A 15,035-nucleotide genomic window follows, 5' to 3' on the forward strand; every position below is an offset into this window, starting at 1 on the left:
TTATTCTTTATTCTAATAGAACATATTTATCTTTTCTTATTTTGCTACACTGTAACGGAACCAATCCACATCCACACTTCCACCTGGCTTACCTTTTGCCTGCTGTGCAAAAAGCCCTAAATGAACTCCAGTAAATCCTCCGATGGTTTCTGTACTAAGATAGCGATACTCCATTTTACCCAAAGGGAGAAACCGATGATTATCTTCTGAATATGACAAATGGTAATAGTTATAATCACCTTCTATACGAAGATAAATCAAGTCCGTATTCAATGAGATTTTTTTTTCTACATGCCGTACTTGTCCAATACGTATATATGCCTTGACATACTTCTTCCCCCCACGACATTCCACTACAACATCATAATGATTAGTATGAGCTGCGTAAGCGGTAATTCCAGCTTCTTCTCCTTCTTTTAGAGAAGAAACATCAATAGCTGTAGTTGCCTGAAAACGAGGTTCAGTTTGCCTGCGTCCAATAAAAGTCAGTGTTCCTACCTGATCTATTGTTTTCTCACTTGCCTTCATACGTAAATAGCCCTTACGTTCTGTCAATGAATAATTTTCAAAAACCGGATTACATAAATAACTCCAACACCACGCTAGCTTTGTTTGAGAAAAATCATCAGTTTCCGGATCTTTTGGTAGTTTCACCTGTGGCAGGGTTTTGCAATCCATATTAATTTGAACAGTTCCATTCTTATTCACAACGGGCCAACTTCCTTTCTCCCATTGCACAGGAGCTAAGAATGTTTCACGCCCCATCACATGTTGCAAATAACCATGTGTACGATAGCCTAAAAAAATCACCCACCAAGAACCGTCCGGGGCTTGTACGAAATCAGCATGTCCCAATCCTTGAATAGGACTATTCTGCATCTCATTATTAAAATGGGACAATATAGGATTCGATGGACATGGTGTGTAAGGACCTTCCAAATAACGACTGCGGGCCAACGTCACATGATGACCATGTTCTGTTCCCCCTTCCGCCAACAGCAGATAATAATATCCGTCTTTCTTATATAGATGGGGGCCCTCAGGATAACGTCCTCCCATTCCTGACCACAGACGTTTAATCTCAGATAGCTGTTTACCGGTATTGACATCAATCTCACAAATTTTAATTGTCTCATCCTTCCAAAGAAAATAACATTTACCTTCATCAAAGAAAAGAGTAGGATCGCAACTACCTGTCACAAAATCTATCATAATAGGATCAGACCACTCGCCAGCCGGATTATCCGTATAAACATAAAAATGTTTTCGAGAAGGGAAAATAGTCGTCACCATGTAAAATACCCCATCATGATAGCGGATAGTAGGAGCATAGATACCGTTATTACCATCCATGTTTTCCAGATTTACTTGAGAAGGGCGCGTCAAACATGCCCCTATCTGCTCCCAATGAATCAAATCTTTACTGTGGAAAACCGGGACTCCTGGGAAATACTGGAAAGTACTGTTTACCAAATAAAAATCATCACCTACCCGGCAAACACTAGGATCGGCATGAAAGCCTGGAAGAACCGGATTCTTAAAGCCTTGTCCCCAACAGATAAAAGAGTAAATCAAGCTAACTGTAATTATTATACTTTTTTTATTCATATCTAATATCATTTTTTATGGAATAATCAACCTGCAATAGTGCCTCATATAGTTTCGGTCAGTGCTATATCAACTTAAAACTACATACTTTAATGTCAGATTTGTAAAATTCTCATGCTAAAGCATAATTTATCAAAGAACAAGTGAATTTTCATATAACAAGGATCTGTGTTACATAGCCATGTTTTTCATGACACAGACTTCGTATAACAAGCTTAACGGTCTCATTGCAAATATATAAAGAATGTTTGATACATCTTTTTAAAGCATGATACACATTCCTTCATTAATATTACATCTTTCTCGTTTTTCGTTACATTTCTTATCTTACATGTAACACATATGTAGACAACTAGTTATTTATAAATGTAATTATAAAATTTATCACCTTCAAAATCGTGTTATGTTCGTGTAAACAACTTGGCTAATTCTTCAGTGGGTATACTCGCCAGTTTTTCCAATAACAAATCTCTACAGAGGTCTTTAGAAGCAGGTTATCAAATCGCTTAATGGTGAGGCGTTCTTTTATAAAGTATAAACTTTATAACTTAATATGCTTAATTGGCTTAAGAGTGTTCTTAGCAAATAAATGTATTAGGTTTTCGGCTTGGGTTGAGATATGTACTTCTCGCTCAATTTTATTGCGATGAAAAAAGATAACCTCATCATGGGTCTAAATCAGATAGAACTATTGTCAATAGAAGATACTAAAAGAAAAAGAATATCATTTACCGGTGTGTCACGTTTGTCATTGATTATCATCGTTTTCCAAAGGTTGTGTGCAAATTGGGGTCAACGTAACAATCTGAGGGATTTTATATTTAAGCATATAATTTAGCAAGTCTATATAAGAAAAAAACTCTATCTCTTACTCCTCTGAACTGTGCTCTAAATGCTTTGATTTTAGCATTGAATGACTCTGCTGCGGCATTGGTTGCCCTCCTTTCAAAAAAACTGATTATATCTAGATAATGTGTTTGTATAGAACGTGCGACCCTTCCAAAGGTGAGGAACCTGATTTATCTACTTCATCATACCACCTTGCCAGCCTTGTCAAAGCAATATCCTTAAACTTACACTGATGATAGATTAAGCCTAACCGCATAGACAGATAATATCCTTTCTTTATATCGGGATATTCCTTGAAAAGAATTTCAGCCCGTATTCTTTGAGACTGAGTCCATAAGGATTCCTTCTTGTAAAGCAGATAAATACTTCTCGCTAACAACTGCTTTCTTGTATCTCCATTAGCGAAAACAGGTGCATGATACATCTTTCCACAGGCCTTTGCATAAGCAATCTGAGTGGACTCTTCATCCAAAGCCTCCCAGCGAGCTTTTACACGCATCTCCTGCACTGCTTCATAAGCTAACTTCTGTACGTGAAAGCGATCGGTAACACGTTTGGCCGCAGGAAAACAGATGCGTGCAATCTGCTCCATGTTAGGAGCCATATCTAAAGTTATCTCGCGCACTTGGTAACGGCGGCGACGGGAGAGCTTAAGCAGGACAGAAGTGATCGTATGAACGTCCGTACCTTTAATGATAGCAATCATACTACCTTTACCACCGTGAGCTTCTTTATTGGTCAGTACAGTATAGAGTTCTCCACGCGAGAGGGCTACCTCATCAATACAGAGATAAGCACCGATATTCTTTTCGAATAGTAGCCAATCCTCTGCATGAACAAGTTGGTCCCAATGGAGATAACCACTTAGATGGTTACGGTATTGACGCTCCAATAAATCCCCGTCAACCCCATATAAAACACCTAAGAGCTTGCAACTGATCGGATAGCTATCAATATAGTTCTTTTAAAAAAGACGCAAAAGCCTGCGTCATACGAGTACCTTCAGCCACCATACGCCAGTTACGAGAGATATACTCATTATGCTTCTTTAAGAGCCAGCGACGACGACGAATATTAAGGAAGACCTTCTTGCCACGGAGAGGAAAATCCTGAACAATAACAGGGTCATAAAAGCCTTTACTCTCAGTATCCTGATCTGTATACTTCTCAGGAACGATATTTTTCTCCTCAAGGTAGAACACAACTTCATTTACGCTTTCCTTCACATCAACAAGATCAAAGTAGTCTAAAGTGCCTTCAGGAAGAAGAAGGCGATAACCGTTTAATTCCATAAGCTATGAATTTGGAGACAAAGATAACAATTTATAAATTTACCCCTCAGGTTTTTACATTGACCCGCAAATTGTATACAAGGAGTTTCAGCGTGCAAGAAAAAAGCCGCTACAAGGTTATTTGTAACGGCTTGGTTTTCTTTGTTTTGTATCTTGTGGACCAGCCTAGGCTTGAACCAGGGACCTCCAGATTATGAGTCGCAAATATTTGATTTTCAGCGATTTGTATTTTATATCTTTTCATATCCATACATCTTGATTTCCAAGCCCAAAGATAATATTTCCTTTTCAAATAATATTTCTTGTTTTCTTCTATTTTCCTAAGATGTGTGCAAATTGTGTGCAATTAGATTTGTACGGTAATATTGGGTTATATCAATAATAGGAAGCTTGTCATCTTATATAAAACTCGAAGACCTCCCCGGGTGCGCTATTCAAATGGGAAGCGTGGGAGGTCATATTAATTGCAAATATACTAAATGTATTTGAATATTCTATTTTATCTCTCTTGATATTGAGCTTTTAATAGAATACAAATTAATATCATGCTGATAAAATCCTAAAACAATAGCCTCATTGATATTATGTTGATGAGCAAATTGTTTTATTTTCATTTGCATTGCATGTGGAGAAATCATGGAATGTTGTTTGAGGAATGTATTCCATAGGTCTTTACCAATTAAAGAGCACTTGGCGAATTTGTTTGCTTCTTCCTCGCATTTATTTATTTCAGCTCCTTCTATGGCAATGTATTTCTGTTCTCTATTGTTAATAAGATGCATATAAACATGGTATATCTCATGCAATAAAGCGAAAGCATAATTATCGATTTTGTTTAATCGTAATGTTAATACAATGGTCGGATTTTTTCCTTGCCAAAAAGAAAATCCATCAATCGGTGTTTTGTCGAATTTAGACACTATAATAAATTTAATTCCATATCGTGACAGAATTTCTTTTGTCTTATCAATAGTGTTTATGTTTACAACAAACATTTGATTCAATTCCTGCACAAGTCTTTCTAAACTGTTTTCATCAAAATCGGCAACATCCGGCATTTGTGAACTTTGATAGAAAGCAAAATGTTTCCATGAGAAAATGTTAATTGGGTCGCTCTTTAAACATTCAGATTTCTTAAAATAAGAAAGTTCCTTTTCTGAAGAAAACGAAGCTATTAGTTCTTCAACTGAAGTTACGCCGAAAATTGAATATATTATTTTTATGTTTTCTGATATTTTCGTTCCAATAACATTTAATTTCTCGAAATATTTGACAGAACAATATTGAGAAATTACTTTCCATATCTCAATATTCTTTTTTCGTTCTACTATTTTCTTATTTATATTTGCTTGGTCTATATCATATTGATTTTGTAGTGATAACCAATATGAAGCATCTATTCCTAAAATTTCCTGTAGCAAAACAGCAACTTCAGGAGTTACAGCACGACGTCCCTTTATAATATCATTGAGTACGGAAGTAGGCATGCTCATAAGTGAAGCCAATTCTTTTTGCTTCATTTCTCTTGCATCTAATTCATCCTTAATGATTTCACCCGGATGAATGGCTATACAAGGTACGCAATCGTTTAATTTGATTTTAGTCGCCATAATGGTTGGATATTTCTATTAATTCTATTTCAGTAATTATCAATGAACCGTCTATTGTGGAACTTTGAAATATTAATCTCCAACGTCCGGTACATCTAACCGATTCAAAGTCTTTTAAGTCACCTTTCAATCGTTCATAATGCAGACTTCCGATTCTGAATAAATCTTCTATTCTTGTGGCTGCTTTTAGATGATTATATGCTTTTATATAACCTTTGATTACATCCTTAGGAAGTCTCTTGTATCTTTTGTCATTGGTGCAACCCTCTTCCAATAACTCAATTAGTGCTTCATCTTCTGTATAGATATTCATGCAATTCGTTATCTTTCTGCAAAGATAAGTATTTTATTCTTTATGATAATATATATCATAGAATAAATTATCAAATTTGATAATTACATGATATTGTTTTTCAAATAAACAATAAAAAAGGATATATTGTTTCGTGAAAAACATCTTTTCAAAATTATTGGTGTGTTAATGATTGGCAAACCATTTAATTCAATTAATATGCTGCACTTATTCTATTTTCTATGTTTATTTTATGCTCGGAATCTTCAAACATAATTTGAAAATCAATGCGAACTCTTTAAAATAGAAGAATCGGATTCAATGGCTTTGAATGTTTAACTTTTATTATCTATTTATCGATAGCTGTATTTTTCCGACTTTTAGTGATACTTCTCAATAATGTTCTTGAAATGAGCGAAGCGTATAATTCTTATTTACAGACTAATATATATACTATGTTTTGCTATTATCGTTTTAAACCGTTTGAAACTAATGTCTAAACTACTCAAAACCAATATTCAAAAGGTTTCAAAACGTTTATATTTCCATTCAAATGAGGATATATAGACTATCGTAAGCAATTCCGCTTGCGGGTAATCACTAAAACCATGTATAATTTTTCAAAAGACGGTATCGTAGTCTCTACGGTACTTGATGCACGTACTGCCAACAAAGAAGGCAAATATCCTATTAAAATCAAGGTTTATTATCAAAGAAAGCCCAAGTATTATTCTATTGGTATCTGCATGACGAAAGAAGAATGGAACAAACTCCCGGATAGCAAATCTTCTGAAAGCAAGAAAATCAGACAAGCCATTGAAAGTAGTTTTTCTTTAGTCCGTATGAATGTTGAAGCTTTGGCAGAGAAAGGAACATTCTCTTTTAATACGCTCAATTTGCGTTTGGGAAAAGCTACCGGTGATACTCTGAACAGTGCCATACGAGCTAAGATTGAGGAACTGAAAAACGAAGAAAGAATCGGGACAATGCAGTTCTATCAAACTACATTGGTAATGGTTGAGGAAGTCGGCGGCAAAGATATTCCATTTAGTACTGTTACGGTTGAATGGTTACAAAAATGCGAAAGACTTTGGTCGAAAACGAGAAGTATTTCTACAATCGGTATGCACATGAGAAATATTCGTACTTTGATGAATGAAGCCAAGAGAGCCGGCGTTATCAAAGAATCGCAATACCCATTCGGAAAAGGTCTGTTCGAGATAAAGACCGGTATCGGAAGAAAGAAAGGATTGACAAAGAAACAGTTGAAGGCCATTTTCGATTATAAGAGTGAAAATGAAACCACTAACAGATATAAAGACCTCTGGATATTCATTTACTTGTGCAACGGTATCAATCCGACAGACATGCTGAAATTGAAGTTCTCGGATATTGTGGACGGTGAAATATGTTTTGTGAGACAGAAAACAGAGCGCACGACAAAGAATAGGAAAGAGATACGTGCAGTTGTTTCTCCCCAATTACAGGCAATAATTGACAAGTGGGGCAACAAACCGTTACCCGATAATTACATATTTCCTTATATGAAAGGGCATGAGACAGCCATAGAGCGTAAAGCGATTGTACGTGATGTTGTCAAGCGAATCAACAAGCGTATGAAGTTGATAGGTGAAGAATTGAGTATAGGCAATATCACCACATACACCGCAAGGCACTCATACGCTACCGTATTGAAACGAAGCGGAGCCAATATCTCTTATATAAGTGAATCTTTAGGACATACCGACCTGAGGACTACGGAAGCATATCTGGCGAGTTTCGAGAAAGAGGAGCGTGCTAAGAACACTAACCTTTTGACCTCGTTTTTGTAGCCTATATAGCTTATATGGGGCTCTTTTTACTTTCCTGCCCGGTAATTCTATTCATTAGGGAATCGGGCTTTCTTTATGCAAAATTACCGGTGCGAGAGCTTAATTCTGGTTAAGAATATAGTTAAAATACCTTTTTCTTTTATATTCCGACAAAAAAGAGGATATATGTAATGTCCGATGATTCATGTATTCGGAGTATTACTAAATTCAAAAATAAATAAAGTTATGGCACGAAAGAAAAAAGTAGAAGAAGAACAACCGGTGACTGCCGAAGTTGTAGAGACTAAAAAGAAATCTTCAAAGAAAGCACCAAAGACTAAAATGTCTGCTCAAAAAGAAAGCATACAGGAAACCGGTGTTCAAGAGCCGATTGTCAAAGAAGAAAATACGAAAGATTCTTTTAAAGACAAAGATTATACAATCGATGAGCTTATAGATATGTTAGGGCCGGATATTGATTGTGAGGATGATACAGAGTTTTCATTAATGGAAGATACTTCTTCACAAGAACAGGAATACACAATGGAGGATATGCTTTCCGCATTGGATGAATCAATCGATAATGACGATGAAGAATGTGTTTCAGATGAAATACTTGATAAATTCGACAAGACACTCGAAGAAAAAGGTTTGGGCGATGATTATTTTCAGAAGAAAGAAGAACGGCTTAAAGAAATGGAGCTGGAGCATGAACTTCACGAATTCGCCATTGATGAAATGCTGAATGAATAAGAATATCTAATTTTGTAACCTGCAACAGTCTCTTTATGAGATGTAACTTTGTGATGTGCCTTATTTTTTCTAATTTTGTACCGTCATGGCAACATGGCGGACATATTAGAAATTTAAGGTACACGAAAGTGTTTAACTGATTCTCTACGACGAAGTCTGGTAAACTATCTGTAGAACGGGAATAAGTTGACATCTCTCGCGTCATATCCGTATATGGCGTGGGGACTGTTGCTTGTTTTAGTTCAAGGTCTTACCAGAGCCCGTCGTATAAAATAAGTTAATGGCCTCACGCTTTCTGCATTTATAAACTCTTCTGATTTGGGGCTAAGGGAGAAACGACATTCTGGTAATTATGAAGAAATTTTTATTAATGTTAGGTGCGGTAGCTTTATTTACTGCATGTAGTGATGACGGTGGTTCCGGTAGTGGCAATATCAATTATGAAGAAGGTTATAAATACCTTACGAATTTGAATGTGAGTGACGCCAAGATGATTTATCAAAAATCATCCGCAACAAGAGCAACAGGGGACGACTCTTATTACAAACTTGATTTATCAGGCAATGAGGTAAAGTTGTCAATCAAGGGAGAAGACGGTCAAGACCATAATATTGGTATTAGTAAGGTTGTCAAACTGAGTGATAAGATTATTCTGGTGAATCCTGTTGAACAAGATATTGTTGATTTGTTTTATAAACCCGGCCCTGATGATGAATATATATCTGTTAGCAATCAAAGTATTAGGTATCTCTCAATAGTAGATGTTCAAACAGAAAAGTTATACAGATGGCCGAAAGATGTACATATTGATTTGTATTACGGTTCATTGAAAACAATATTGGATAATCAAGGAAATATTTATATTGCTTCTTCTTCTAATTCAAATTATCCAGAATATAGACAAATATACAAATTGAATGTTTCAGATTTCACAATGCAGAAAATGTTACCTGATGAAGTTATATGTAATAATTTCACTGTAACCGATAATGGTTTTGTTGTGTATTGGAGTAGTCAAGAACAACAACAGAATTGCCGTGTGAAATGTCCGGGTGGCAGAATTTATCCGATTTCAGATACTTATACATTCATCTTTAACGGTAATTTATATTCCATTCGCAATAATGCGATTATTCAACATAAGACTATTGGAAATAATGACTTAGAAGAAAAAACAATATGCACCATATCTGATGAACAATTCACTGGGTATGGGGAATTTGCTGTTCCTAATCATGTGCGCAAAACACTGTTGCTGAATGAATATTATGAGTTTGACGGAGAAAAATGTACAAAACTTGATAAGCAGATTAATATTGGAGATATTCGCACAAATAAAGCATGGTACAACCGTAGCAATACAACTTTCTCAAAAATAGCAATGAAAGATTATCAAGAATCTCAGTTTCAAATTTTGGATTATGAAATACAAAGTCTTTCGGCAAATTCTGAAAGTTCTAATATCACATTCACCGGTTTCAGATATTCGGACGGTGCTAACGTTGTAGGAACTATCACAGAAACAGATGAAGTTGTTATCGATAATGTTGCAGAAAATGGGAACAAAATCATCAATCTTATTTCGTTGAACTGATAATAATCGAGAGTAATACACTTATAGAATCCTCTTATTGCTTGTGCAATGAGGGGATTTTTTATACCCAAAATTTTAAAATTATGAATAACAGAATTACCCCTTACAACATTACGGAGCTGAAAGAAAATGAAATATTCGTGTTCGGTTCAAACTCAAACGGTGTACATAATGGAAATGCCGCAGCAACAGCGATGAAATTCGGAGCTATTATGGGGCAGGCTGTGGGAATACAGGGGCAGACCTATGCGCTACCTTCCAAACACATTGAGAATCTTAAAAAACATATTGATGATTTTCTGCTATATGCGGAACAACATCCGGAATATATTTTTTTAGTTACAGAGATAGGATGCGGAATATCCAAACATTCGCCATTTGAGATTGCACCGTTATTCAAAGAAGCGGTTCATATAAAGAACATCAATTTGCCTTTGTCCTTTTGGGATGTTCTGAATGGTGGCATACAAGCCAGAATCAAACAGGTTGCCGAAAAAGAATCTCCTTCCGTTTCTGATTTTTGTCAAAGAACGGGATTGTCTTTTACTATACTGATGAACATTTTATTAAGAAAAGAACTTCCTACCGTCTGGATTGTGCAAAAGATACTGATTGCCTTTCCGTCTATAAATGCAAGGTGGCTACTTTTAGGAGAAGGCGATATGAAACTCACGAAACGCAATAGTTTTTTCACAAGAATAAACGATTTTCTGCATATCCTTTTCGCTTCCAAATAGACGTAAGATTATTATATTTCCCATACCAAAAATAAGGCTGTTTTCGTCTCCTGTATCGTGCTTTTCTCCTGCCTCTAATACTCGGTATAAAGAAGCACGAGCATATCTCGAATATGAAAGAATAAATAAAAGTAGAAAAATATTACATAGTGAATAAAGTGAGTAAAGTGAACTATATTTTATAAAAAGTATAAAGTTTTATATCGTTATATGGTCTATAAAATAAGAATATGCTCTATTATAAAAATATAGTTCACTTTACTCACTTTATTCACTTTTATCTTTTCTTATAAAAGGATTTCTGTAGGGCAATTCTTTATATCAAAGTTTTCTATGGCATTCCATAAATCTTCTTGATATTCATATAATGGCTCTATTAAGACTTCTGGAAAAATAGCTTTGTCTGATATTTGGGCGAGACGAAAACCGGAAGTTTCAAATTTGCGTCCAACCTCACTTTTCATTCTATAGGATTCAACGACCTCAAAAGAGTACTCTCCTAAAAACTTCAATCTGCAATATTTTTGAGGATACCAGCCGATACAGACGATTTCACCTTCAAGCAATGATGAAAACTTGAAATAGTCCATTCCATTGAATCCTTTCTCTATGTCAAAGTCCGTATTGGTCTGTTTGTATTCGTGGCAGAATGTTTCCCAATCCTTATATCCTAAAGCACGAGCCATGAAAGATAATTTTCCAACATCCGGCTTTCTTTCCTTGTCTGCATCTTTATCTCCCCAATAACGACGTAATGTATCAACGCTGATAGTTTCAGATTGCTGGATAATGCTTCCGTCTTCATATTTTGGGAGAGGAAAATTGGTATTACTCTGTTTCTTTATATAATCGCATAGGTCAGAGTATGCATTATCTGAACTCAAATCTATATTAGAAACTCTTACTAACTCGTTTTTTAAAGTTTCAAACCTCTCTTTGTCTATCGGTATTCTTTTCTTTGCCATATTACTACATGATGTTTATGACAAAAATACAAAACGTAGCCAACTAATCAAATATATTTCATGCCTGAACGTGCCAAAATCAATAATTCCTTTTCGATAATACATGTAACCGATTAATAATTAATCTAATACAATCGTGCCTAAATGTGCCTGAACGTGCCTTTTTATGCCCTTTCAAAAGTTGGCGAACTTTGCACCAGAAACAAAAAACAAAAGGTATGGAACATCAAAAAACAAGTTATGACACGTTGCCGGAACGGATAGATTATCTGATTCAGGAAATATCGGAGATAAAAAATATTCTGATGAACAGAATAGAAAAAAGGGAAGAAATACCAAAGTGGCTGAATAAGGAGCAAGCTTTAAGATATATCCAAAAACAAGGGTATAAATTAAGTTCATCTAAACTCTATAAATTATCAGCGACAGACAATATACCTTGCCACAGGTCAGGACGTAATCTGTATTTCTTTGCTGAAGAATTGGATAAATGGTTAAACAACCAAATTGAGGAGGAAGACAAAACGAGCCAAAATCTTTCAACTCAATCAATACAATTAATTATAAAATCGGCTCAAAAAAGATAGGAGATAAATAATATGAATAGTAATAATATCCCGATGATAAATCATCCATATAAAACAGCAAAAGGCTTGAAACGGTATGTAAGAGATATTTTGAAGCAAGTACAACAAGAGGAAACATTGAAGAAAATAATAGATATATCTTCTAAAATAGATTATCCGGTTATTTATCATCTTGATGATGATAAAAAACTTGAAAAACTTTCAGAACTACGTAGGAAAGAAAACAACGGGGGATTGTCAGAAAATGAAAAAAGAGAATTAATGAGCTTCGAACCGGATGATGAAGTCAAATATATTATATTGATAGAAGAATTATTGAAGAATGCGGATGAGTTTAAATTGGGGCTCGGCATTGAGCCGGACAGTATTCAGCCATATATTTATACGGGCTGTTACTGGAAAAAACATAACCCGTCCACTTTTGAAGGAATTTCTTGCTGTAGCAGCAAATAAGGCGGGCTTCAATTATTATGATATAAGACTGAGTAGGAATCTTGAGAGATTGTATAACCAATTTGTCGCTCTTTGCACTCTTGTACCGGATTTGAATGAGAAAAAAGATGAGGTGAAAATTAATCTAAAGAATGGGACATTTGTCATTTCAAAGGACAAACAAGAGTTGAGAGACTTTGACAAGCGGGATTTTTTTAAATACCAATTGCCTTTTGAATATAATCCTGAAGCGACTTGTGATGAATTTAAGGCTTTTTTAAATAAGGTTTTGCCTGAAAAAGAATCACAAATGATTCTTGCAGAATATTTGGGATATATTTTTACTCAAAACTTGAAATTGGAAAAGTGCTTGATTCTGAAAGGTGAAGGAAGCAACGGTAAATCCGTCATATTTGAAATAGTGCAAGCACTGCTGGGAGAACATAACACTTGTTCCTATACTATAAGTAATTTGTGCAATGAAAATGGCTATTTCAGGGCGCAGCTAGGTAATTATCTGCTTAACTATTCTTCGGAACTTGGAGGAAAGAATATCAATCCAGACTTATTTAAGAAGCTAATTAGCAATGAGCCTATTGATGCACGTTCTCCTTACGGCCATCCGTTTATACTTCGTCATTACGGGAAGTTCATGTTCAATACGAATAAGTTTCCTAATAATATTGAATTTACCCATGCCTACTTGCGAAGGTTTATAATCTTGAACTTTGAAGTTATTATTCCGGATGAAGAGCAAGATAAGCATCTCGCCGAGAGAATAATATCCAAAGAATTAAGCGGTATTTTCAATTGGGTGCTTGAGGGATTGGACAGATTGTTAAAACAACAGCAATTTACAGAATCACCAAAAGCAAAAGAACTTCTTGAGGAAATGAGATTTGAGTCTGATAGTGTGGCACAATTCCTTGAAGAAAAACAATATTTGCCTTCCACGTCAGGAAATGATAAAATCTTGTTGAAAAGATTTAGAGAAGAATATCAAGCGTATTGTCACATCAAGAAGCTGATACCTGTAGGACAAAAAGAATTTTCGACCCGCATAAAGAGTCTGAAATTTGAGATTCAGAAAGGTGGCGGTGGCAATAATTATATTTTTGTGAAACGTAACAATATCGCTAGACAATTTTTAGAAAATTCATTGCCTGATGGCCAGTGAAAAGTAAGAAATATGGAAAATATCATAAAAGTATCAATGTTTGAAAGTGCGCAAAGTCGTTATGCAAGCGGAGTAGTGAACTTATGGGATTGGTTGTTCTTAGAGGACTATCGTACTGTTTTAATCAAAGAACTTCGGAATGAATCTGATTCGATGAAACGGCGAGAGTTGAAAAAACTTCTTCCTGCAATAACAGTCAGTTGTGTTTGTTCTGAACGACGAACTGAAAAAATTTACGAGTATACGAATTTGATTTGTATTGATATTGACGGAAAAGATAACCCGTCAATATCAAACATAGAAGACCTTAAGATTAAGTTGGGTGAACTGCCTTATATTATGTATTGTGGATTGTCTGCAAGCGGAAATGGCTTGTTCTGTATCATTCCTTATGCGGACCCTACTAATCATGAGAATGTCTTTGAAGCCATAAAAAACGATTTTGAAGAAATGGGTATCATTATAGACAAAAGTTGTGGCGATATATGCCGTTTACGCTTCCTTTCGCATGATACGCAACCGTATGTCAATAAACATGCGGAAGTTTATACGTCTAAGCCAAAAACAAAATCAAATGCAGTGGAATATATTTATAAGCCAAAACAGAAATATAAAACGAAACCACCTAAACCTCGAACGCTTCTTATTCCCAACGCGATAGAAACCTTTCTTCGTCCAAATAATTTTGTTTTGGAAAGCGCCACTCCTTTAACAAAGAAACAAAAAGTTGAGCGGCTATTGAGTGAAATAACTAGAAATCAAGTGGATATTACTTATTATTACAATGATTGGATTGCCATTGGCAATATCATTAAGAATATGTTTGGTGAGGAAGGTAGGGCTTTATTTCATAAGGTCAGTAGTTTTTATCCCAATTATGATTATGATGAAACTGATAGGGAATATTCCGCTATGATAATTGGACGGTATCGATATAATAGTGACCGCTTATTTGAAATAGCCGCAGAATACAAGCTCATTTCCCCAATCAAAAAATAATTTTGAGAAGAAAAGGGATGACTACCGGTGTGTAGCTTATCTCTTTTCTTATATCCGTTTGTGCAAATTATATGCGAAAACCTCATCATGGGCATAAATCGGAGAGAACTCTTGCCAATAGAAGAAACTAAAAGAAAAAGAATATCATTTACCGGTGTGTCACGTTTATCATTGATTATCACGACTTTCCAAAGGTTGTGTGCAAATTGTGGCTCAGTAGATTTTTAGCGGGGATTATTTTTTATACTCGTGAAGTATTGCTTACTTCGCATTATGAAAAACGATTATTTGAACATGCTAGCCAGCCTCGTGTTGCCTGCGCAGATATT

Annotated in this window: 13 protein-coding genes and 1 pseudogene; 8 read left to right on the plus strand and 6 right to left on the minus strand. The window is 35.4% G+C overall.

All coding sequences use genetic code 11. The features are described from left to right. Positions 1-36 precede the first annotated feature (36 nt). The 5 genes and pseudogenes from H8S52_RS11185 to H8S52_RS11205 form a co-directional block, all read right to left on the minus strand. Positions 37-1,608: a glycoside hydrolase family 43 protein gene (locus H8S52_RS11185; RefSeq protein WP_255470048.1), complete on the minus strand. Its 1,572-nt coding sequence runs from the start codon at positions 1,606-1,608 to the stop codon at positions 37-39. An 821-nt stretch (positions 1,609-2,429) separates the two neighbouring features. Further along, positions 2,430-3,349: pseudogene (locus H8S52_RS11190) on the minus strand (transposase). Between the two features lie 58 nt (positions 3,350-3,407). Continuing rightward, a complete protein-coding gene (locus H8S52_RS11195) occupies positions 3,408-3,749 on the minus strand; it encodes a hypothetical protein (RefSeq protein ID WP_186909833.1) in 342 nt (113 codons plus the stop codon). Between the two features lie 494 nt (positions 3,750-4,243). Beyond that, positions 4,244-5,359 (minus strand): HigA family addiction module antitoxin, encoded by a 1,116-nt coding sequence (locus tag H8S52_RS11200; protein WP_025076463.1) that lies wholly within the window; start codon positions 5,357-5,359, stop codon positions 4,244-4,246. Beyond that, positions 5,349-5,672 (minus strand): type II toxin-antitoxin system RelE/ParE family toxin, encoded by a 324-nt coding sequence (locus tag H8S52_RS11205; RefSeq protein ID WP_005798232.1) that lies wholly within the window; start codon positions 5,670-5,672, stop codon positions 5,349-5,351. Before H8S52_RS11205 ends, H8S52_RS11200 begins: the two co-directional genes overlap by 11 nt. A 587-nt stretch (positions 5,673-6,259) precedes the next feature. On the opposite strand from H8S52_RS11205, the gene H8S52_RS11210 reads away from it, so the two are divergent. From H8S52_RS11210 to H8S52_RS11225, 4 genes are all read left to right on the plus strand, one after another. Further along, positions 6,260-7,483: a site-specific integrase gene (locus tag H8S52_RS11210; RefSeq protein WP_186909834.1), complete on the plus strand. Its 1,224-nt coding sequence runs from the start codon at positions 6,260-6,262 to the stop codon at positions 7,481-7,483. Positions 7,484-7,708: 225 nt separating this feature from the next. Continuing rightward, positions 7,709-8,215 (plus strand): hypothetical protein, encoded by a 507-nt coding sequence (locus H8S52_RS11215; protein ID WP_186909835.1) that lies wholly within the window; start codon positions 7,709-7,711, stop codon positions 8,213-8,215. 352 nt (positions 8,216-8,567) lie between these two features. Next, the gene (locus tag H8S52_RS11220; protein WP_130057459.1) at positions 8,568-9,809 is read left to right on the plus strand and encodes a hypothetical protein; all 1,242 of its coding nucleotides are present in this window, start codon (positions 8,568-8,570) and stop codon (positions 9,807-9,809) included. Positions 9,810-9,892: 83 nt separating this feature from the next. After that, on the plus strand, positions 9,893-10,546 hold the full coding sequence (locus H8S52_RS11225; protein ID WP_186909841.1) for a hypothetical protein: 654 nt from the start codon (positions 9,893-9,895) through the stop codon (positions 10,544-10,546). A 287-nt stretch (positions 10,547-10,833) separates the two neighbouring features. Here H8S52_RS11225 and H8S52_RS11230 read toward each other — a convergent pair whose 3' ends face one another. Continuing rightward, positions 10,834-11,511, minus strand: coding sequence for a hypothetical protein (locus tag H8S52_RS11230; protein WP_186909836.1), 678 nt, complete (start codon positions 11,509-11,511; stop codon positions 10,834-10,836). Positions 11,512-11,729: 218 nt separating this feature from the next. Between H8S52_RS11230 and H8S52_RS11235 the strand changes: the two genes are divergently transcribed. The 4 genes from H8S52_RS11235 to H8S52_RS11250 are packed head-to-tail and all read left to right on the plus strand — an operon-like array spanning position 11,730 to position 14,706. After that, complete coding sequence (locus H8S52_RS11235; RefSeq protein WP_004291651.1) at positions 11,730-12,098, plus strand: helix-turn-helix domain-containing protein; 369 nt, start codon at positions 11,730-11,732, stop codon at positions 12,096-12,098. A gap of 12 nt (positions 12,099-12,110) precedes the next feature. Continuing rightward, positions 12,111-12,551 carry a hypothetical protein gene (locus H8S52_RS11240; protein ID WP_186909837.1) on the plus strand — a complete coding sequence of 147 codons (441 nt, stop codon included), beginning with the start codon at positions 12,111-12,113 and terminating at the stop codon, positions 12,549-12,551. After that, the gene (locus tag H8S52_RS11245) at positions 12,520-13,707 is read left to right on the plus strand and encodes a phage/plasmid primase, P4 family (RefSeq protein WP_186909838.1); all 1,188 of its coding nucleotides are present in this window, start codon (positions 12,520-12,522) and stop codon (positions 13,705-13,707) included. Before H8S52_RS11240 ends, H8S52_RS11245 begins: the two co-directional genes overlap by 32 nt. Before the next feature lie 12 nt (positions 13,708-13,719). Continuing rightward, positions 13,720-14,706: a BT4734/BF3469 family protein gene (locus H8S52_RS11250; protein WP_186905495.1), complete on the plus strand. Its 987-nt coding sequence runs from the start codon at positions 13,720-13,722 to the stop codon at positions 14,704-14,706. Positions 14,707-15,035: the final 329 nt, after the last annotated feature.

It is taken from the genome of Bacteroides sp. NSJ-48 (genome assembly GCF_014287405.1).
In the GTDB taxonomy this organism is placed as follows: Bacteria; Bacteroidota; Bacteroidia; order Bacteroidales; family Bacteroidaceae; genus Bacteroides; species Bacteroides stercoris.